This is a genomic window from Paenibacillus oralis (assembly GCF_003863965.1).
GTDB lineage: Bacteria > Bacillota > Bacilli > Paenibacillales > Paenibacillaceae > Fontibacillus > Fontibacillus oralis.
Genome location: NZ_RRCN01000001.1, coordinates 4,081,261 through 4,101,519, shown reverse-complemented (window position 1 = coordinate 4,101,519; position 20,259 = coordinate 4,081,261). Strand labels below are relative to the sequence as shown.

Below are 20,259 nucleotides of genomic sequence, written 5' to 3'. Positions count from 1 at the left end.
TCTGTTTCACAGGTTATTTTCTTCACTTAATAGGTTGAACGCTTCCTCATTCTGCCTAATTATACCATACATACGTATAGTATTGAGCAAAAAGAGGACGTTCATTCCTGAACGTCCTCTGAGTGGCCTGCCTAGTTTACCCGCTCTATTTTTATGGAAGAGGTCTTGTCATTAAAATCGTCGCCGACATAGGAAGTGTCCGCAAGCAATACTTTGCTTGCTCCCTGGAAATCCTTATGCTCGTAGAGTGTAACCTTGTAGCCGCTTGGTACTTTCACCGAAGAAATCGAATCGTTAGGAATCCCTTTGGCGATTAAATCAGCAACATTATAACTGCCTGCTTCGAGGCTGACTGAGTTTCCTTTGTAATTAGCATCGACATAAAAGGCCGGTATTCTTTCGACTTTGAGGGAAGATGTCTTATCGTTAAAGTCGCCGAGATAAGCGGTGTCCGAGGTGATGACTACTTTCCCGCCGCCGAAATTCGCATCTTCATAGAGTGTCACTTTAATGCCGGGAGTCACCTTCACCGAGGAGAGCTTATCGTTGGGAATGCCGGCCTTGATCATTTCATTGTAGTTGTATGTGCCAACTCCCAGCGCCACGGCAAAACCGCCATAGTTGGCGTCTCCATAGAAGACAGCCCCCTCTGAAATCGTCACGTCTCCACCATAAGAGATTTGCGGAAATTCCTTGCGTGCCGCCTGATATTGGCTTTCGTATTCGTTCGTCCAGCCGAAAGCACCGGACGCCAGCGATTTCAAATCGGCTTTTGCCGCGCCGCTCATAAAATGCACATACTCGCCCATGTTCAGATCTCTCGTGAAGTAACCGGCAGAATTTCTCGGAAAATATTGGGCAAGCAGCTGGAAGAAGCGCGTAAGCGCTTGATTTTTTCCATAGTTGTCGTAAACCGGATAGAACCAGTTCTTAAACCAGTAGGTCCCCGCCCGCGGGAAGTTTTCCGACGTGCTAATAAAGCTGTTATAAATTCGCTTTGCTTCGCTATCGTATCCTAAAGCTTTGTAAACGTCATATTGGTAAATTTCCGCCCATTTGCTGTCGCCCCAGAGCCTGAAAGCCGGGGAGCCCTTGGCCCCGTTTGCAGCAAATTCAACGATATGAGCGATTTCATGGACAAGGATATCCAAATTCCATCCGCCCCGGCTGCTGAAATCCGAGCCGCCGATATCGATCACGTTGCGGTAGTCATGGTCGGCATTATAATAGTAGCCGGGATGACCGCCGCTGTATTTTTTGTTGTGGACCACAACGTAAAGTCGGCCGTCGCCGCCCATGGGGCCGTAGGTTTGCTTCGTATACCTCCATACGTCGGCGGCCGTAGAATAAATCCAGTTGGCTTGATTCGGGTTAATATCATCGTCAAAATACACGGCCACCTCATCGTCATAATAGGCGAGCTTGAGCAATTCCTTATGCTCGAACCAATGCTCCTGCCAGGTCGAAGGCGGAGCGCTCGCCGCGTTTGCCGGAGTTTGCGGAAGAAAACCGAAGATCATCACCAACGCCATCAGTAAAGCAAACAATTTTTTCATCATTCATACCTCCTCAAAATGATTAATGATTAATGATAATTTCGCCGCATCACCATCCTTGAATTTTGATATTTTACTATAATATTACAATATATGATATAATTAGAATAGTTGATTTTCATAGAAAAATCAACATGAAAATAGATATTCAGCTATTACTCCAGATAATTTATATTGACAAAAAAATAAATCTAATGTAGCTTTTACAGTACTGATAACGTTGTCAAAAAGATAGGTGCAAAATGATCATCGAGAAGAGAATCAATAACAACGTTGTTCTTGCTAAGGATAACACTCAACAATTCATCTTAATGGGAAAAGGCATTGGATTTCAGGCGTACCCGGGAAATATAGTGAATGCGGAATTGATCGAGAAGAAATTTTTCTCGGCCGGTTCCTTGTCCATTGAGCAAATGTCCGCATTAGTCACCGACGCTTCCCAGGAAGAGATTGAAGTCATTGATCAGGCAGTCTCCATGGGTGAAGAGATTTTAAATGCCAAATTAAATCCGAATATTTTTTTCACCTTGTTGGATCACGTGCTCTTCGCTATTTCCAGGGTAAAAAAACAAATGGATATCGCTAACCCTTTGGAGTGGGAAATCAAAAAGTTTTATCCTGCGGAATATAAAATCGGCAAAGAAATCGTCAGCTTAATTAATAAGCGATTAAATGTCGAGCTCCCTCCTAGCGAAGCTGCATCTATTGCATTGCATTTCGTGAATGGGCAAATCGAATCGAAAACGGTTCAAAAAGTCATTGAGTTGACCGAGATCATTAACAGTATCGTTAAGCTGATCAAGTATCACTTTCAAGTTGATTTTGATGATGAGTCCATTGCTTTTAATCGCTTTGTCACCCATCTGAGATATTATTTGATGAGACAAAAAAGCGGAGAGGTTTTGGATTTTGAACAATCGTCGCTAACCCAACTCATCAGCGAAAAATTTCCTGAAGAAAAACAGTGTGCAGATAAGATCGCTCTATATATTCAAGATCAAATGGGCCTGCAAACATCGGATATCGAAAAAATGTATCTCACGATGCACATCGGAAATTTAGTGAGAAAAACATAATAACGTTAATCAAGGATTCGTTACAGTTCGGCTGGCAAGACCTTAATCACTTTCATCCTATTTGTGATGAGAGCGGTTAGGGTCTTTTTTTCATAAAAAACCTCATAATACCCATCAAGGATTCGTTACAGTTCGGCTGGCAAGACCTTAGTAGATTTCATCATTGTGTTGGTGAAGTTTATTAAGGTCTTTTTATATAGATTGATCTGCATCCATTAAAAGGAGGAAGTTTTATGGACAATAAGGAAATGTCCAAGAAAATCATCGAGTTCATCGGGGGAAAAGACAATATTTCGGAGTTAACCCACTGTGTTACGAGGCTTAGATTTGTGCTGAAAGATGAGGCAAAGGCACAGACGGAAGAAATCGAAAAATTAAATGTTTTGGGTGTGCAAAAGCAAGGCGGCCAATATCAAATTATTGTCGGCGATAATGTAGGGAAGTTATATAACGAGATTATTGAGCAAATTCCCGGATTCGAAGATAGTTCCAATCAAGCGCAAGCACCGGCAGATACGAAAAAAGAGTCTATTTTTAACCGGCTGATCAGCACGCTTTCCAGTATTCTGGTCAAAGCCTTGCCGCCATTGGTGGGCGGCGGGATGCTCAAAGGTATTTTGTATTTTTTCACATCCAATGGTTGGCTCGATCCCGCCAGTTCATTAGGGATGATTTTGGATATCGCTTCGAGCTGTATGTTTTATTTCTTCCCGTTCTTGTTGGCTGTAAGTGCGGCGCAAAAATTTAAAACCAATGAATATATGGCTCTATCACTCGCAGGTGCATTAATGTATCCAAGCATTATTAAGGCGGCCTCGGAAGGTGCGGATCCTATCCGGCTGTTTGGGCTGCCTATTCCAATGCTGGATTACAGTTCTTCGGTAATTCCGATTATTTTATCCGTTCTATTATTGAAATACGTTTACGGCTACATTCAAAAGATCATGCCGTCTATCGTCAATTCTATATTTACGCCGCTTTTAACGATTATCATTATGGTCCCTGTTTCCCTGTCGCTGCTTGCGCCGTTGGGTTATTACGGGGGGAACTATCTCGCTTACGGGATCGACTGGATCGTCAAAACCGTCCCGTGGCTGGCCGGATTTGTTATTGGCGCGATTCGCCCGTTCCTGGTATTAACCGGCATGCACCACGCCATCCGGCCGATTTTGCTGCAGCAAATCGCCACGTTTGGTTATACCAATATCAGCCCGGCCAATTTCTTAAGCACCATGGCGCAAGCGACATCCACATTGGCGGTCTACATGCTGATTAAGGAAAAAAGCAAGAAACAGCTCGCTTTATCATCGACCTTTTCCGGGTTTTTGGGTGTTACGGAACCGGCCCTTTACGGCATTATCATCAAATATAAAGCGGCGCTGATCGGTACTGTTTTAGGCGGCGGGATCGGCGGAATGGTCGCCACGATTATGGGAGCGAAGGCGTACGCCTCTTCCATGCCGAGTATTTTTAGTATTCCCGTTTATGCCGGCGGCGGTTTTGCCAGCATTTTGGTCGGTCTTCTCTTCACGTTGGTCGCCACTTTTGTGATCACCATAGTGCTTGGCAAAGGGATTTTCCGGATCAATCCGGCGGAACCCGAGCAAGCTTCGGAAACAGAAACAAAAGCTCCGGCGGCTCCGGCTGAAAAAACTTCGGCTGCCGAACAAGCGGGTACGCTGGAAATTTTCAGCCCGGTATCGGGCAATTTCCTGGATCTGAAAGAGTTAAATGATCGTACTTTTTCCGAAAAATTACTGGGCGAAGGCCTGGCGATCGTCGCTGATCAACATCACATTGTCGCTCCAGCAGACGGTAAATTGACGGTTTATCGCACGAACCATGCCGTGGGCATTGAAACGGACGCCGGCGTTGAACTCCTGATCCATGTCGGGATTGACACCGTGAAATTAAAAGGAAAGCATTTTAAATCTTTCCGTAAAACCGGAGATGTTGTAAAGAAGGGCGATATTCTGTTGGAATTTGATAAAGAAGCGATTGAAGCTGAAGGATATAATTCAGCCGTCGTGATCATCGTTACCAATCCGAATAACTATGCTTCCGTACAAATCGTTTCTAATAAACCATATGTAGGCCAAAAAGATGTTATTTTGACACTTAAATAAATAGGAGGAGTCATGAAGATGTTTGAGCGATTCGCAGGATTTCCCGATCGGTTTTTATGGGGGGGCGCCATTTCGGCTCCCCAGGCTGAAGGGGCTTACCAAGAAGGCGGAAAAGGATTAACGGTAGCCGATATGGCTTTGCGATACGATAAGAGCGTTTCAAGGAAAGAACGCAAATACGTTGACAGACAAAGAATCGAAGACGCGATTAACTACGAGGGGACCGACAAATATCCCAAGAGAAGCGGTGTTGATTTTTATCATAGATACAAAGAGGATATAAAATTATGCGCCGAGATGGGATTTAAAGTTTTTAGAATGTCCATTTCGTGGAGCCGGATTTTCCCAAAAGGAAATGAACAACACCCTAATCAAGCCGGGCTCGATTTTTATGATCAAGTGATTGGGAAGATTGTCGATTACGGGATGGAACCGCTCATCACCATAAGCCACTTTGATTTACCGCTGCATTTAGTTGCTGAACATGGCGGCTGGAAAAACCGTGAGCTGATTGATTTCTATGTCCGGTATGCGACGCTTCTATTTGATCGATATGGAGATAAGGTGAAGTATTGGATCGCGTTTAACGAGATCAATGGCGCCCGTTTTACCCCGTTCAATTCACTCGGAATCTATGCGGAAGGAAGCGAGCACTTTGTCCAAGATTGTTATCAGGCGGTGCACCATCAATTCGTTGCGTCAGCTCTGGCGGCCAAAATTTTGCATAAAAAATATCCGGAGGCAAAAATCGGCTGCATGATCGCAAAATTCACTACGTATCCGGCCACCTGCAACCCGGAAGACGCCATGTTATCCGTGATCGATGAGCAGATCGATAATTACTTCTTTACGGATGTATTATTAAGAGGGACGTATCCTAGATATATCCATCGCTATTTTAATGAACACGATATTTCGATCCAAGCCCAGGATGAGGATTTCGAGCTGCTAAAAGAACATACCGCGGATTTTCTGGCCTTTAGCTATTATATGTCCTCCATATCCAGCAGCAAAAAAGAAGATTTGGAAAAAACGGACGGCAATCTTCGCGAGCAATTAAAAAATCCGTATCTGGAAACATCCGAATGGGGATGGCAAATTGACCCTATCGGCTTAAGATATACATTAAACACGCTGTATGATCGTTACCAAGCGCCATTATTTATCGTTGAAAATGGAATCGGCGCCAACGATACGCTTGATGAACACGGAGAAATCCATGATGATTATCGAATTTCATACTTATCCAAGCATATCGAACAAATCAGAGAATCGATTATCGATGGAGTTGAAGTTATCGGTTATACCGCTTGGTCTTCCTTCGATATTGTTTCGTCCGGGACGTCGGAAATGTCCAAAAGATACGGATTTATTTACGTTGATTTGGATAACCATGGCGAGGGAACATTAAACAGAATTAAAAAAGATTCATTTCATTGGTATCAAAAAGTGATTGAAACCAATGGGGCTTCTTTAAGCGAAAAAGAATGACGTAATGGATAGGAATAATAAAAACCCACCTTTGGCGCACAATTTTTGGGTGGGTTTTTGTTATTCCACACTTGCCCAAAATCCCCTGCGATGAAATCGAAATCTTCGATTTCAAATTGCTGCTCGATGAACCCCTACGTTAATTTAAAATTATTAGTTTATAAATTTTAACTTATAGGTTCAAATTAACCTTGTATGCATGTATCGCCCATGAAAGGATTGTTACAATTTAGGCAGGTGATGACATGGGTTACGATTATTCGCAAATTGGCAAAAGAATCAAACGGGTCAGAGAGAATCGAGGGTTGACGCAAGAAGTGTTGGCCGAGAAATTGGATGTCTCCAACGCCTATATAAGCAAAATTGAACGCGGAAAAACGGCGATCAATCTGGACAGATTGTCCCAGCTTTGCGTTGTTCTCGAAGAATCGCCCGAATATATTTTGAGCGGCACCAACATTCAGGGAAAGGATTATCTCCGGCACGAGATTCTCGAACTGCTGGAGGATTGCTCTCCCGACAAGATTAATTTGATTATGCAGGTGATCAAGCCGATCGTGGACTTCAAGGAAAACGCCACGTCCGACGGCTATGATACCTAGAAGCGCCGCTCCTCCGTCATAAACGGAAGAAACCCCAACCCCCGCAATTCCCGCGGTTTTTGAGGTTTCTTTTTTTCTGCTCACAGACCATTTTTGGTAGTCCCCGTCTGTCGGCACCTGCATGTTGTACAAAGCCCCCCATTCTTTGACGGGAAAATCTTTTTCACTGGGGAACAGGTCTTTCCAGGTTGTTGCTTGGTAAGCGGCCAAAGTTTCCTTCTCGGGGAATGATTTGAGCAACGTATATTTAAAATGGTTTACAGCGGATGAACAGTTTCCTTTTTTTATTCAATACGGAGGGCATGAAAATGATACGTCCCTTCATCGGCATGTTGACTTTTCCGAGCTGGTCATTGTGCTGAACGGAAATGCAACGCACCTCGTCAATAACGATGCGTCATTCATCAAGAAGGGGAACGTTTTTGTCATCAACGGCGAACCCCCGCATGCCTACAAAGAAATTTGCGCAAGCATCCCCGCCTATACAACCGCTTTTCTGGTTAAAGATCCGTCATGCTCCGGCAGGTCCCGCTCCGGCTCCGGCTGCAGGTTTTACGGTCTTATGGCTGCACTCGCTTACCGGGCGTTCGGCATGGCCATCATCGTCGGTACACCATGATTGCGACTGGAACGCAAGAAACATCCCTGCCCACCGGTTTTCTTGCGCAAAATGAATCAAAATCCCTCCGTCCTGCCAGATCCCGTCGTCCTCGCGAAACCTCGGATCGTTCCCTTGGTTCATATGGATATCGTGCATACCATTACCGCTGGAGAATTTTTCGCCATAGACGTAGATGTCGGCATTTTTCGTTTTTGCTTCCTGAATGTAATGGTCCACTTTCTCATTCAAATCATTATCCGGGCCGTCTTCATTAAATGGAAGCTCCATCATTTGAGAAGGGTCAAAAAGTCCGCCGCGGATATAATCCAGAGCAAGCTCCCGATTGGACCGGGAAATCTCCGTAAAACCTTCATTTAAATCCGGTAAATGGGTGATTTGCTCGGAATTAAAATGTTCACTAACCAGATAAAGCAGCTCGGAAGGTTTCTTCAGAGACTTTACATTAATCGCCAGTTGGTAATTCCGACGATTTGCGCGCACTACGGCATGATAATGAGGGGTTTTGTCGCCATCTATGGGTGCCTTAGTTCCTTCCACTACTTTTCCTTTCAAAACACCATACGGATGGATAGGCATAGCTGATCTTCTCCTTTTTTGTTGTTATTAGGTATATTGGCTTAAATCAGGTTTGTTCCGCTTCCAGTACTCGGCTAGCAGTCCGGGAGCGGTCAAGTAGAGCAAACCGTTTCCCTCCGCGGATTTTTTTCTGCCGAGCGGGATGGTGCATTTTACGATTTGAGCATACAATTCGGCTTCGGTCAAGGAACGGCCGAATTGCTCTGGTCCCTGGCAATAATTGAGCACCAGCGCCAACGCCCCCGCTACGTGCGGAGAGGACATGGAAGTTCCGGAAATCACTTTGTAAGGTTCATTGCGGTCAGGAACCAGATTGAGCGGATAACAAGACTTTATATTAACCCCCGGGGCAGTTAGGTCAACCTCATTATTTTTGGTTAAAAAAACGGCGTCCTCACCGTTAAAATCGACGGCTCCTACCGAAACGCACTCATTGTACGCTGCCGGATAACGTTTTTCCTCCCTCGATGAGTTTCCGGCCGCGCAGACGACGATGATGTTATTTTCGACGGCGCGCTGAATCGCCTTGTGTATCCCATCGTGTTCGCCCCCGGCGGAAAGGGACATATTGATAATGTTCACCCTTTGAGCGATTGCGTATTCAATCGCCTTGGCAATCCATTCGGGCCGGCCTTCTCCACGGCGGTTAAGAACTTTTAAAATTAACACCCCCGCCTCCGGGGCTACGCCCACAACGCCGTTATCATTTTTGGAGGCTGCTATCGTCCCGGCCACATGCGTACCATGTCCATTGTAATCAGTATATATCTCGGAATTACCGCCGTCGTCATCCGTAAAATTCCGCCCGCCGATGATTCGCTCCTTTAAATCGGGATGGGAGACGTCGCAGCCGGTATCCAAGACGGCAATCTTTACTCCCCTCCCGTAGCTTCCTTTTTCCCAAAAAGCCGGAGCCTGGATCATCTGAATCCCTTTCGGAATTTCTTTAACATGGCGGGTAACGTCCTCTGCTTCAAAAGGTAAAAGCTCTACCGTATCGTTTACACTTGCCGTTACGGACATATCTTACGTCTCCTTTTTATTTTTTAGTTCTAGTGCAATGGGCGGAAAACGCTGAAATCAATCCGATCCGCCAACTGCGGAAGATCGATCAAGGGATTGCGGTTGCCCTGAATTTGGTAAATCTCCTGGTTTCTGTGTTTCTCATACTTGAGGTTGGGCGGAAAATCCTTGTGCCACTTCAGCAGCACATCGATATCCATTTTCACTTTGTGTCGAAGCTCAATCGCCCGCGGATAGCGCAGGATAAAATAAAGCATCGCTCTGGCAACCATCCCTTTACCGTGCTCCGGCTCGAAACGTCCGTCAATATGACCTTCGCCTCCCTCACCTTTCCCGCATTCATTCCGTACCGAATCGGCACCGAACAGATCCGGGTTATAGTCCGCGAAATCCCAATACACTTTATTGCCTCGAAAAGAGTTGCAATCCTTTTCGCAGTAAAACAGATGGTGGAGATCTCCGCGCATGGGTTCTTTTTCGTTAAACCATGATTGGGGCACCACATGTTCGACATTGGCGAGATGCCCGCTCTCCGTTATTTGATCTTCCGCTGCGGTAAATTCCTCCTCATCCTCCTCATCCTCCTCAATGACTTTATGAGGCTCGGCTTCTTTACCGGAGTAGATACTTCTCAGAAAACCGTCGTCGTGCAGATCCACCAGCGTCTTTAAATAATCATCGCTTCTCTTGTACCGAATTCGATTAGTATGCGTACGCTCAAGCAAATCCGTCAGCGCATGGTAGAGCTCTCTGCCGTCTAATCCGTCAAGTTGAACGGAGGCGTAATACCGCTGCGCATCGGCTCGGTCAGCGGCAGAATCGTAATACTCCCGTTCATCGGCCCGAAATTTTTCCAGGTTGGCTTCGAGTCTCGACAATCGATCCGCAGCAAAGACGTTCTCTTCCTCATGAGATTGAGTACGTAGTTCAGTATCCATCTGAACAACTCCTTTACGTGAAATTTAATTTTATAAAAACACTACGATCGGACAGGCTCGCGAACTTTCAATTCCGTCACGGCATAGCAAAATTCCGTAATCGCCGCGCTGACATCGGCGATAATCAACTTCATTTCCTCGTATGGCGGAACGAATTGCCGGCCGAATTCAAAAGTAAAGCCATAGATCTTCGGTTTGCTCGGATCGACGAGATGGCGGCTGTAAGCATAGTCGGTAGTTGTTCCACTCGTGTAGTACAATCCTGACCCGGGCTTTACTTTATAAGATTTTCCGCGAACCGCCTGCAAAGCCTGGTTCATCCGGTTGGCCAGGCTGATTTCCAGGCGTTCGTCGTCCGGAGAAATATATTCTTCATACAAATTTCTCTCAGGTATGCTTCCAAACAACCCGCGCATCCCGTTAAAACGCTTATTTTGAAAATTTTTGTCCTTATCAAGGCTCTGATTTTCATCATCGCCCCAATTGTACAGAATCAGTTCCCCATAGCTATGAATATCGAGGTAGAAGCGGATATTCGTGTCCGTATCCAGCAAGTGAATGATGTTTTGCGTTTCCGGCTCGGAAGCCGGCGACGGTCCTCTATATACAAGAGACTTCTCATCGGTCGATGCGCCGATTCCGCTTTCCCATAAAAAATCAAAGTTGCGATTCACATCGACACCAACCACGGTTCCTTGCTGGTTGCGGTAACGATTTTTACGCCACCAAAATTTTTCGCCCGAATTAGAATCGAAGCCCCGTTCATTTTCCTCAGCGAAGCTCTGGCTGTATATTTTGCCGTCGGGATTAACCTCCGGAAAAACATACAGATCAATGTTTTCAAGAATCCGGCGGATCTGCTCAAAAGCGAAGTTTTTACCGCCATAAGCTATAGCTTGTCTAGAATCATAAGCCTGAACGAGCTGCTTAAGAACATTGAGCGTGATATCAGAGCCTCCCCATTCACGGGCATGAACGTTGCCGGTGAGTAAAATGCCAATCCGCTCCCCGCTGCTGTTCCGTGAATTTACGCTTAACTTGGCGGCTAAACAACTCCGGCCTTCCCGGGTCCCGAAAGGCAGTTCTATGAGCTTTACCCAATTTGGAAAAAGCCGTGCAGTTTGCCTTAGTTCCTGTTCGATTTCCGCTACCGTCAAGTAGCCATCGCGAACAGTATCGGCCGTCCATTCAACCTCATTTGCTTTTATGCCATCGATACGATCCCCCATTCCAGTAAGCTCCTGAATTCGTTCAAACGGAATGCGGCTGACATCAGATTGGTCGGTTACGGTATAACCGCGTTGCTTCAACTCGTTAAGCTGCTCTTCCGTAACCAAAGCCCTTACTGTATAGTCGGTTTCGCTGTGCTGCTCGGCCGTAGGACGGTTTATGTCCAGATTTGCTTCCTCCAATTTATGCAGCATGTCCAAGCTGGACGCATGAATCGTTACTTCAAACCTATTCATTGATTTTCTCCTTTCTCTATGCAGCTAAGGCAGTTCACGATATCCAAAATCCCCTTCGCGGCAATCATCCGGTTTCTTTTAATTCATATTCTGTACCTTACAACCTTCCTCTGGAATCAAATCAATAATAATTTGGCGTAAAAAAAATAATACATCCCAAAGTTCAGTTTACATATTTAGATATTTATCCCATTAACTACAGAGAGGCTCGGTTTTTGTAACAGTCCCGGATCGTTTCCGATTTGGGAAATCGTCGGCAAAGGGCTAAAATCATCGGCATCGTGTATAGACGCGATAAAATTTTTAACAGAACCTTGACGGAACCTTCATGGATCAAATGTTTTCTCCTAAATACAGGTAACTATTCCATCCCTCCCGCCGTTATTTATTTTGGAAACCAAAATTATTGTGCTCATTTGGAGGTCATGATGAAAAGCAAATTGGTACATAAGGCGTTACTGGTTCTGTTATGCGGTGTCGTGTTTGCGGGGTGCTCCAGCGCTCCAGCCAAAGAAACGGGGCAGCGCTCCAGCTTCAAAATCATGTATGCGGACGAATCGTATTTCTTCCAGCAATACGGCGATTTGTTTGCGATGCAATACCCCAATATCGATATTGAAGTGGTTAGCATGAACAGTATTTACAGCGGGGATAATCAGGATTACGACAAAGCGTTTGCGGACTTCGTGGAGAAAGAACAGCCGGATGTACTTATGTTGGGCACGGACAATTACGAGAAATACGCAACGGCAGGTAAATTGCAGGAGCTCGACACCTTGATCGAGCGGGATAAGTACGACACCGGGAGCATTTACCCGGCATTGCTCGAGATTCTTAAGGAGAAGGGCGGCGGTAAGCTGTACGGCCTGGCTCCTTCTTTTTATGGAAGTGCCCTTTACTATAATGCGGATCTGTTCGCCAAATACGGAGTCGAAGTGCCGCATGACGGGATGACATGGCAGGAAATCATCGATACGGCCCGGCGGTTTCCGACCGATGGCGACGAGAAGACTCGCGTCTACGGATTTGGCAACGACTACGGTATGTCCATGGGGAATCTCGCTTCTGCCATCGCGGGTACCCAGGGTTTAAAGTATATCAATACTGATACGATGAAAATCACGCTGAATACGGACTCCTGGAAGCAGGCCTATAAGCTGGCCAAGGACGCGGTTGATTCGGGAACGATCTACAATCCAAAGGATGGCGGTTTCCGTAGCGGAACGTTAGAAGAGTATTATCAAAGCCAGGCGTTTTTGATGGGACGTATGGCCATGACGACCAGCAACTCTTATTTATTGCGTAACATTAAAGACGCCAAAAATACACTCAAGGATTACAAACCTTTTCAAGTCGGTATCGTCGCGGGACCGGTCGATCCGGCCGAACCCGATAAATCCCGCGATATCTATTTTAATGAACTGTTTGCCATCCGGGCCAACTCACCTAATGCGGATGCCGCATGGGAATTTCTGAAGTTTGTGAACGGGGAACCATTCGCCAAAATTAAATCACGATCATTAAATAACGGGCTTTTATCCCGTATGGGAAATTCGAAGGAATATGACGGCGTGAACCTGGACGTGTTTTACAAATTAAAACCGAATTTGGACGGGGCAAGTTCGCTGGACAATGATAAAATCCCCCGGAAATTCCACTCCCAATACCAATCGATCGTCGATCGCGAGCTGAAATTGGTCGAGGAGAACAAGAAATCCATTGAGGAGGCACTGCAGACGATGGAGCAGGAAGGCCAGACCGTATTGGATAAGACGGTAAAAGATGAGGCCGCCAAGAAAAACGGAGAACAGGGAGATGACGGCTCCGAAGACGCAGAAGAAACGGCCAACAACAGCGATGACGGTATGATTATAATCAGCAATTAGTTGCAGCATTCATAATAATCGGGTATACTCTAACCATAATTTAACTGGCATGAAGCACATGCCGCTTTAATACGAGCCTTCGTTTGGCTGCGTATTGGAGCGGCTTTTTGTTTGTCTACACTTAAATTGTGATACATAAAAGAAATGGAGTTGAATGTCAAATTGACGACTGAACTTCTTGATCCACGGAATGATTTTGTTTTTAAGCGGATTTTTGGCAGTGAAGATAATAAAGATATACTCCTGGCCTTCTTAAATCGAACCTACTTATTAATGTGGAGATGCAGCTATTTAATAAATACGACATTGAGAAACGAACGCTCTACTATTGGAGCAGGCGCTACTCCAGCCAGTTGCAGGAAGGGCAATCCTACAAGCTACTGAAAAAATGCGTTACGATCAATATTTTGAATTTCACGGCCATTGCCTACGACCGGTATCATAATGTCTATCATTTGCGGGAAGATCACACGGGTCTTGAGTTATGCGATGACATCGAAGTACATGTTATGGAACTATCCAAACTGGATGATCAGCCGATTTCGATGGAGGGCGGTTTGGTGAACTGGCTGCTTTTCCTGAAAAGTGCCGACAAATCCAACTGGGAGGTGCTGAAGATGAATGAACCAAACTTGAAGAAAGCGATGGATACGCTGGAGTTTTTAAGTCTGGATCGGGAAGCCCGCCGCAAGTACGAAGAGCGCCAGAAATACCTGCATGACGAAGCATCCATGATTGAGTGGGCAACGGATAGAGGCATGGCTAAAGGTATGCAGGAAGGTATAGCAAAGGGAGAACAAAAGAAAGCCATTGAAATCGCCAAGAACATGCTGGCCATGGGGATTGAGGTTTCCGTCATCGTGAAAGCGAGTGGATTATCGGAGGACGAAGTCAAATCCTTGAAGTCCACTCACTAGTTTTTTAAAAATAATCGCCTTGCCGATCCGATTAACGGCAAGGCGATTATTTTTTACAGCAACAGTAGAACCCCTCTTATGTCTTCTCCTCCCTCCCGGGGCGCTCCCAATTCGGCTTGATCAACAACTGGAACAGCTTTTTCCCTAATATTTTAAGGATCATATACACCGGGACGATCAGCAGCATGCCGATGATGCCGAATATTTTGCCGCTGCCAAGGATGAGCAAAATCGTTGTGACCGGATGAATATCCAGCGTTTTGCCGAACACGTAAGGCGAGATCAGGTTGTCCTGAATTTGCTGCGCCGCCAGGATGATCACCAGCGACCAGATTCCGATGTACGGCGCTTCGATCAAACCGATCAGCACGATGGGAATAGCAGAGATGATAGCCCCGAAAATCGGGATAAAGTTCATAATGACCGCGATGACCGTCAGCAACAGGGCGTACGGAAGCCCCAAGATCCAGAATCCGATAAGCATCAAAATTCCCAGTGCCACGTTAACGATAACCCGGCCGACGATATAATTGTTTAGTACATTATCGATCTCGCGGACCGTTCTCAGCGCTTCACCGCGATAGCGCCGCGGAAACAATTTCGCCAAAGTGATTCCGAAGCGTTGACCATCTTTGAGCATGTAATACAGGATGATCGGAAACGTGAACAAGGCGATCGCAAAATTGGAGAGCAGCGAAATAAGACCGGAAATGGAATTAGCCAGCATGGTGACGCCAGTGTTCACGTATTCGGTCACTTTGTTATAATCAATCTTTTCCAGCGACAAAAAGGCGAGTTGCTGATTTTTCGCCAGCTCGCTGAGCTTGACATTCAGCATGTCAAGCAAGTTCGGAATATTTTGCAGCAGATTGACCATTTGGGCTTGCAAAGGCGGCCATACCCCTGCGAAAAAGGCGATGGCGACGATCAGCATAACGAGATACAGCAGCAGAATTGCCAACGTCCGGTTGAGCTTGCGCCGTTCCAGAAAATCCACCGCCGGGCGCAGCAAATAGTAGAAAAAAGCGGCCAGGAGCAGTGGAACGAGGACCGCGCTTATCATGACTTGTATGGGCATATAAATAAAATCCAGCTTGGAGCCCAAATAAACGATGGCAATGATGATCAGCAGCAAGGTGCCATAACGAATGGACTTGTCTAACAGCTTTTCCAGCCTCCTTTTGTTTTACGGATGAAGAATTCCCCGTTCCAGAGCCGTGGCTACGGCTTGCGGCCGTGAATCGACTCCCAATTTATTGTAGATATTCGTTAAATGCGCCTTGACCGTTCGCTCGGAAATGCCCATATCAAAGGCGATTTCCTTGCTTTTGTATCCCCGGGCGACAAACTGCAAAACTTGAACTTCTTTCTCGGTAAGCGGAGAAGCTTGCTCTTTCTTCGCGGAATCCTCCCGGTTCTCTTTTGCGGCCAGCGCTTTAGCCAAAATATCGGCCTGCAGCAGCGTCTCCCCGCGCATCGCCGATTCGATTGTGCGGAATAGATGATCCCGGCCCGTATCCTTGAGCAAATAGCCTTTGGCCCCCAAAGCGAGGCCGGTGGCGATAAGATCGTCTTCGTTATAGGTCGTCAAAATAATGACCGGAATCCGGCAACCGCTGTTTTTTAACACTTTCATGGCCTCCAGCCCGCTCATGACGGGCATATTGAGGTCCATGAGAATGACATCCGGGTTAAGCTCATTCACCTGCCTGACGGCCTCTTCCCCGTTTTCCGCTTCACCGATCACCTCAAACCTTTCATCGGTCTCCAGAATCAGCTTGAGTCCTTCCCTCACGACGAAATGATCATCGACAATCAGTACTTTATACCGGTTCATAATGTTTCTCCTTCAAGCCTTGAAGCCTCCATTTGAATTTTTGTGCCTTCCGCGCCGCTAAAAATATGAAGTTCTCCCCCAACCAGCCTGGCGCGCTCCTGCATCCCCAATATACCATAACGCCCCGGCTGTTTGCCGAGCATATCCGTGTTAAACCCTGTCCCGTTATCCCTGATTTCAATAAGCAGCCGATTGTTCGCATCGGACACCGCAACCCACACTTTATCGGCCTTTGCGTGCTTGGCCACATTGGTCAAACACTCGCTAATGATCCGCAGACTATGCTCCATCAACGCTCCGGACAGACGCCGGCTCACCTTCATACTCAGGGCCGTCTGCATCCCTGTCGCCTGAATAAAACGCCGTACCTCATCGGCCACCGCCTCTTTGAAATCGACGTCGGGGGCCGATTTGACCCGCAGGTCGTCGATCGCCCGGCGGGCATCAGCCAACGTACGGCGCGCCTGCTCCATCGATTTTTTGACGATATCCCGCGACCGGTCCAGATTGCCCTGCGACATAAAGGCATCGACGGCCTCCAACTGCATGATCAAGCCGGCTAAACCCTGGGCCAGCGTATCGTGGAGATCGCGAGCCATGCGCTGCCGTTCATTGGCAAGGGTCAATTCTTCAACCTTCCGATGCGCGTTCTCCAGGTCGCGCAGAAAATTTTGCATCCTAATACGCGCGTGAACCTGCCGAAAAAAGAGCAGCGCGTACGCCATAACGATAATCGACATCAGGATGAACAGCGGAAACAGAACTTTCAATTTGTCTAAGCTGCCCGTTAACAGAACGCAATAAAAAAACAACAGCAGGCTGAACAGGACCATGAGGAGTATTTTTCGCTTTTGATAGTACAAACCCACGCTTTGCCCGATCAGAACGGGGAACAATCCGACCAGAGCAGGCGGGGAACCGTACGGCATCAATATGACGCACCATGATATCAGCAGGCCCTGTACTAAAAAATACAGCCAAGGCTGTCTTTTGGTAATGCGGTACGAATTCCAGTGCAGGCAGATATGCGCCGCCATGACCCCGGTAAATAACAGACTGTTAATGATACGTATCTCGTTTAGATTTTGCAATATCAAGGTGGCGATAAATACCATCAACACCCAAAGCAAAACCGGGAACCTGGATACGAACAATTCATTAATCGAATCCGTCAGGGGCGTCTCCCAATCTTCTGATTTTTTTCTGCCGAAGAACATCCAGCCCCCTCCTTTCCCTCTATTATAAGACCTATCCACTCCCTTTTAATCGTACTTTCGTACAATGTACCTTCGCCAATACGGTAGATTTTTAATCTCACCTAGATTACAATAAATTTAGCCACATATGATCAGAAGTTTAACCAAATTTGTCTTAGGAGAATCAACATATGATCAAATCGCAGCGAATTAATCAGATCAAAGAATATGTCTTTGAGCATGAATCGGTATCTTTGGAGGAGCTGGTTGAGCATTTTGGCGTTTCCAAGAACACGATCCGCAGGGATATCCAAATGCTTGTCGAATCGGGGATTCTGAAGAAGGTTTACGGTGGAGTATCCGTCAACCACTCCACACTCGTTGTCTTTAACGAGCGTAGGGATCAAAACTTAACCAAAAAGCAGGAGATTGGAAAGCTGGCCTCGCAATTTGTGGAGGATGGAGAGGTGATCTTTGTCGACTCAGGGACTACAACACTCGAGCTGCTTCCTTACATTCAACACAAGCAGCTTACGATAATTTCCAACAATTTTGACTTCATTCACCAAGCCAAAGCATTTCCTTCCTTGACCATTTTCTCTACAGGCGGCATGCTTGAACGCAAGACGAACTCTTTTGTCGGCTTTCAGAGCATTGAATTTCTTAAAAAATATAATATTAACAAGGCTTTCCTCGCTTCAACCGGCATCACCCTCACCAATGGAGTGACAAATTCGTCGCCGCTAGAAACCGAGGTGAAAAGTACGATCGTGGAAAAAAGTTCAAAGGTTTACTTAATGATTGACGACAGCAAATTTGATAATTATGGGATCACCACCTATTGCTCTTTAAGCGACATTGATTTACTGATCACCAACAGCCTACCCAATGAGAGCTATCAGCAATACGCTCTCGAACACGGCATTACGATTGTCACGCCGTGAAATCCTCGCTCCAAACGCAAACGGCACGCCCCGGCCTTCTTCATAAAAATAGGCCGGATCGTGCCGTCTTGTTGCAGAACGATGATTAGTACGGTTTGGATTTCTTTAACATCTCCACCTTGCGCTGATATGCCCGCTGAATGCTCTCTTTGTCCGATACCTCGGCTACCCCTACATGCCACCAGCTGTCATAGCCGTCCGTCATGGTCTTTGGCAACACCTTCATATCGATTAGCGTGGATGTCGTTTGCTTCTTAGCATCCTCCAGCGCCGTCTTGAGCTCTTGAGCGGTATTGGCTCGATAAACCTTGGCCCCATACGCTTCGGCTATTTTGGCGTAATCGATGTTCATGATCCGGTTGTCTTTCGTCCTGAACTCGCAGTGATAGCTGCCGGAGCCATGATCCATCTGCAAATTGTTAATGCACCCGAATCCCGAATTGTCAAACAGCAGAATATTAATTTTGTGATCATATTGAATCGCTGTGATTAGCTCCGAGTGCAGCATCAGGAAACTGCCGTCGCCTACGATCGAATAGACCTCCCGGTCGGGATGGGCAAGCTTGATGCCCAAAGCGCCGCAGATTTCGTATCCCATACACGAGTAGCCATACTCCAGGTGATACGTATTTGCCACTTCAGCTGTCCAAAGGCGCTGCAGATCTCCTGGTAAGGAACCGGCAGAAGAAACGATGATGCTGTCCTTGTCAATGCTGTCATTGATGGCGATCAACGCCGTTGTCTGAGCCATCTCCGTTCCGAGCGCATCCGCATATTCGTTCATCGTCTCTTGCGTGAAATGCCCCTTGATTTCCGGAGCGAAACCTGAACGTTTAAATTCGATCCGGCCCAAACGTTCCCGCTCGGTGTTCCACTCCGTTTTCAGTTCGGGAATGATCGGACCAAACTCACTGATATATCCGCGCAAGCGGTCATGCAACTTGCTTAAAGCAACTTTGGCATCGGCCACTACTTGCAGGCCATCCAACTTGTAAGCTTGCATGCGGCTGACGTTAATATTCAGAAACTTCGTATTTTCGAAGTCAAACGCCGTCTTGGATGAAGTGGCAAAGTCGGTGTACCGGGTTCCGATACCGATCACCAAATCCGCCATTTTGGCCGCCTTGTTCGCGGCCAGCGTCCCCGTAATGCCCATGCCCCCCAGGTTGTTGGCAAATGTGCTTTCCACGGCCGACTTGCCTGCTTGCGTCTCTACTAACGGAATCCCGAATTCCTTGGAGAAAGCGCTAAGCTCTTCACGGGCCTCCGAATACTTCACGCCCCCGCCCACAAGAATCAGCGGCTTCCTGCTGCTGCGGATCAACCGCTCCGCCGCTTCCAGTTCCCGTTCGCTTGGCTGCAGGCGATCCACATAATGAACGCGTTTTTGAAAAAAAGACTCCGCAAAATCAAAAGCTTCCCCTTCAACATCCTGGGAAATGCAGATGGTGACCGGCCCGCTCTTGACCGGATCGGTCAGCACTTCAAAGCCGCGCAGCAGGCTGCTCATCAATTGCTCCGGCCGCGTCACCCGATCCCAGTAGCGGGAAACCGGCAGCAACGCATCATTGGTCGTAACCGCTATGCTGTATTCCTGCTCAAGCTGCTGCAACACCGGATCGGGTTGTCTGGTGGCGAAGGTATCCGCGGCCAGAAACAGGACAGGGAGGTTATTGGCCAGCGCCGTTGCGGCCGCGGTCACCAGATTGGCAGACCCCGGTCCGGACGAGGTGGACACCGCAAAAATTTTCTGCCGCAGCTTCTCTTTGGCATACGCTATGGCCGCATGAGCCATACCTTGCTCGTTTTTGCCCTGAAAAACTTTCAGATGGCCGGCATCCTGCTCCAACGCCTGTCCGATGCCTAGCACATTGCCGTGGCCGAAAACGGTGAATATGCCTTCAACAAACGGTGTTTCACGGCCGTCAACATGAATATATTGCTGATTTAGAAATTTGACCAGCGCCTGCGCCGTGGTCAATCTAAGCTTTTTCCCCATGCTA

At 46.9% G+C, this 20,259-nt stretch carries 15 protein-coding genes and 2 pseudogenes; 8 read left to right on the top strand and 9 right to left on the bottom strand.

Going from position 1 to position 20,259, the window contains the following annotated elements; all coding sequences use genetic code 11:
• Window positions 1-131: 131 nt before the first annotated feature.
• On the bottom strand, window positions 132-1,559 hold the full coding sequence (locus tag EHV15_RS18330; protein ID WP_246061669.1) for a beta/gamma-crystallin domain-containing protein: 1,428 nt from the start codon (window positions 1,557-1,559) through the stop codon (window positions 132-134).
• 239 nt (window positions 1,560-1,798) lie between these two features.
• Between EHV15_RS18330 and EHV15_RS18325 the strand changes: the two genes are divergently transcribed.
• The 5 genes and pseudogenes from EHV15_RS18325 to EHV15_RS37370 form a co-directional block, all read left to right on the top strand.
• Entirely contained in the window at window positions 1,799-2,632 is an 834-nt protein-coding gene (locus EHV15_RS18325; protein ID WP_128632465.1) for a PRD domain-containing protein, read from the top strand.
• A gap of 233 nt (window positions 2,633-2,865) precedes the next feature.
• Complete coding sequence (locus EHV15_RS18320; RefSeq protein ID WP_128632464.1) at window positions 2,866-4,758, top strand: beta-glucoside-specific PTS transporter subunit IIABC; 1,893 nt, start codon at window positions 2,866-2,868, stop codon at window positions 4,756-4,758.
• An 18-nt stretch (window positions 4,759-4,776) separates the two neighbouring features.
• On the top strand, window positions 4,777-6,249 hold the full coding sequence (locus tag EHV15_RS18315) for a glycoside hydrolase family 1 protein (protein WP_128635415.1): 1,473 nt from the start codon (window positions 4,777-4,779) through the stop codon (window positions 6,247-6,249).
• A gap of 245 nt (window positions 6,250-6,494) precedes the next feature.
• On the top strand, window positions 6,495-6,851 hold the full coding sequence (locus EHV15_RS18310; RefSeq protein WP_128632463.1) for a helix-turn-helix domain-containing protein: 357 nt from the start codon (window positions 6,495-6,497) through the stop codon (window positions 6,849-6,851).
• Between the two features lie 232 nt (window positions 6,852-7,083).
• Window positions 7,084-7,311, top strand: a pseudogene (locus EHV15_RS37370) (AraC family transcriptional regulator); the annotation flags it as partial.
• Between the two features lie 51 nt (window positions 7,312-7,362).
• On the opposite strand, the gene EHV15_RS18300 reads toward EHV15_RS37370, so the two are convergent.
• The 4 genes from EHV15_RS18300 to EHV15_RS18285 are packed head-to-tail and all read right to left on the bottom strand — an operon-like array spanning window position 7,363 to window position 11,476.
• On the bottom strand, window positions 7,363-8,049 hold the full coding sequence (locus EHV15_RS18300; RefSeq protein ID WP_128632462.1) for a YukJ family protein: 687 nt from the start codon (window positions 8,047-8,049) through the stop codon (window positions 7,363-7,365).
• A 27-nt stretch (window positions 8,050-8,076) separates the two neighbouring features.
• Window positions 8,077-9,072, bottom strand: a complete 996-nt coding sequence (locus EHV15_RS18295; RefSeq protein ID WP_128632461.1) for a S8 family peptidase — start codon at window positions 9,070-9,072, stop codon at window positions 8,077-8,079.
• A gap of 29 nt (window positions 9,073-9,101) precedes the next feature.
• Window positions 9,102-10,010, bottom strand: a complete 909-nt coding sequence (locus EHV15_RS18290; RefSeq protein ID WP_128632460.1) for an endonuclease I family protein — start codon at window positions 10,008-10,010, stop codon at window positions 9,102-9,104.
• A 41-nt stretch (window positions 10,011-10,051) separates the two neighbouring features.
• Window positions 10,052-11,476 carry a M14 family zinc carboxypeptidase gene (locus EHV15_RS18285; protein WP_128632459.1) on the bottom strand — a complete coding sequence of 475 codons (1,425 nt, stop codon included), beginning with the start codon at window positions 11,474-11,476 and terminating at the stop codon, window positions 10,052-10,054.
• A gap of 425 nt (window positions 11,477-11,901) precedes the next feature.
• On the opposite strand from EHV15_RS18285, the gene EHV15_RS18280 reads away from it, so the two are divergent.
• Complete coding sequence (locus EHV15_RS18280; protein ID WP_246061667.1) at window positions 11,902-13,362, top strand: ABC transporter substrate-binding protein; 1,461 nt, start codon at window positions 11,902-11,904, stop codon at window positions 13,360-13,362.
• A gap of 144 nt (window positions 13,363-13,506) precedes the next feature.
• A pseudogene (locus EHV15_RS18275) lies at window positions 13,507-14,279 on the top strand (Rpn family recombination-promoting nuclease/putative transposase).
• A 76-nt stretch (window positions 14,280-14,355) separates the two neighbouring features.
• On the opposite strand, the gene EHV15_RS18270 reads toward EHV15_RS18275, so the two are convergent.
• The 3 genes from EHV15_RS18270 to EHV15_RS18260 are packed head-to-tail and all read right to left on the bottom strand — an operon-like array spanning window position 14,356 to window position 17,333.
• Window positions 14,356-15,414, bottom strand: coding sequence for an AI-2E family transporter (locus EHV15_RS18270; protein WP_246061665.1), 1,059 nt, complete (start codon window positions 15,412-15,414; stop codon window positions 14,356-14,358).
• 51 nt (window positions 15,415-15,465) lie between these two features.
• Complete coding sequence (locus EHV15_RS18265; RefSeq protein WP_128632458.1) at window positions 15,466-16,116, bottom strand: response regulator; 651 nt, start codon at window positions 16,114-16,116, stop codon at window positions 15,466-15,468.
• A complete protein-coding gene (locus tag EHV15_RS18260; RefSeq protein WP_128632457.1) occupies window positions 16,113-17,333 on the bottom strand; it encodes a sensor histidine kinase in 1,221 nt (406 codons plus the stop codon). Before EHV15_RS18260 ends, EHV15_RS18265 begins: the two co-directional genes overlap by 4 nt.
• Window positions 17,334-17,503: 170 nt before the next feature.
• Here EHV15_RS18260 and EHV15_RS18255 point away from each other — a divergent pair, with 170 nt between their 5' ends.
• Window positions 17,504-18,256, top strand: a complete 753-nt coding sequence (locus EHV15_RS18255; protein WP_128632456.1) for a DeoR/GlpR family DNA-binding transcription regulator — start codon at window positions 17,504-17,506, stop codon at window positions 18,254-18,256.
• 85 nt (window positions 18,257-18,341) lie between these two features.
• On the opposite strand, the gene iolD is transcribed toward EHV15_RS18255, so the two are convergent.
• The gene (iolD, locus tag EHV15_RS18250) at window positions 18,342-20,255 is read right to left on the bottom strand and encodes a 3D-(3,5/4)-trihydroxycyclohexane-1,2-dione acylhydrolase (decyclizing) (protein WP_128632455.1); all 1,914 of its coding nucleotides are present in this window, start codon (window positions 20,253-20,255) and stop codon (window positions 18,342-18,344) included.
• Between the last annotated feature and the right edge of the window lie 4 nt (window positions 20,256-20,259).

Excerpts from the sequence above, each read along its gene's own strand:
- EHV15_RS18330 (WP_246061669.1), bottom strand. The coding sequence starts at position 1,559 with ATGATGAAAAAATTGTTTGCTTTACTGATGGCGTTGGTGATGATCTTC.
- EHV15_RS18325 (WP_128632465.1), top strand. The coding sequence starts at position 1,799 with ATGATCATCGAGAAGAGAATCAATAACAACGTTGTTCTTGCTAAGGAT.
- EHV15_RS18320 (WP_128632464.1), top strand. The coding sequence starts at position 2,866 with ATGGACAATAAGGAAATGTCCAAGAAAATCATCGAGTTCATCGGGGGA.
- EHV15_RS18315 (WP_128635415.1), top strand. The coding sequence starts at position 4,777 with ATGTTTGAGCGATTCGCAGGATTTCCCGATCGGTTTTTATGGGGGGGC.
- EHV15_RS18310 (WP_128632463.1), top strand. The coding sequence starts at position 6,495 with ATGGGTTACGATTATTCGCAAATTGGCAAAAGAATCAAACGGGTCAGA.
- EHV15_RS18300 (WP_128632462.1), bottom strand. The coding sequence starts at position 8,049 with ATGCCTATCCATCCGTATGGTGTTTTGAAAGGAAAAGTAGTGGAAGGA.
- EHV15_RS18295 (WP_128632461.1), bottom strand. The coding sequence starts at position 9,072 with ATGTCCGTAACGGCAAGTGTAAACGATACGGTAGAGCTTTTACCTTTT.
- EHV15_RS18290 (WP_128632460.1), bottom strand. The coding sequence starts at position 10,010 with ATGGATACTGAACTACGTACTCAATCTCATGAGGAAGAGAACGTCTTT.
- EHV15_RS18285 (WP_128632459.1), bottom strand. The coding sequence starts at position 11,476 with ATGAATAGGTTTGAAGTAACGATTCATGCGTCCAGCTTGGACATGCTG.
- EHV15_RS18280 (WP_246061667.1), top strand. The coding sequence starts at position 11,902 with ATGATGAAAAGCAAATTGGTACATAAGGCGTTACTGGTTCTGTTATGC.
- EHV15_RS18265 (WP_128632458.1), bottom strand. The coding sequence starts at position 16,116 with ATGAACCGGTATAAAGTACTGATTGTCGATGATCATTTCGTCGTGAGG.
- EHV15_RS18260 (WP_128632457.1), bottom strand. The coding sequence starts at position 17,333 with ATGTTCTTCGGCAGAAAAAAATCAGAAGATTGGGAGACGCCCCTGACG.
- EHV15_RS18255 (WP_128632456.1), top strand. The coding sequence starts at position 17,504 with ATGATCAAATCGCAGCGAATTAATCAGATCAAAGAATATGTCTTTGAG.
- iolD (WP_128632455.1), bottom strand. The coding sequence starts at position 20,255 with ATGGGGAAAAAGCTTAGATTGACCACGGCGCAGGCGCTGGTCAAATTT.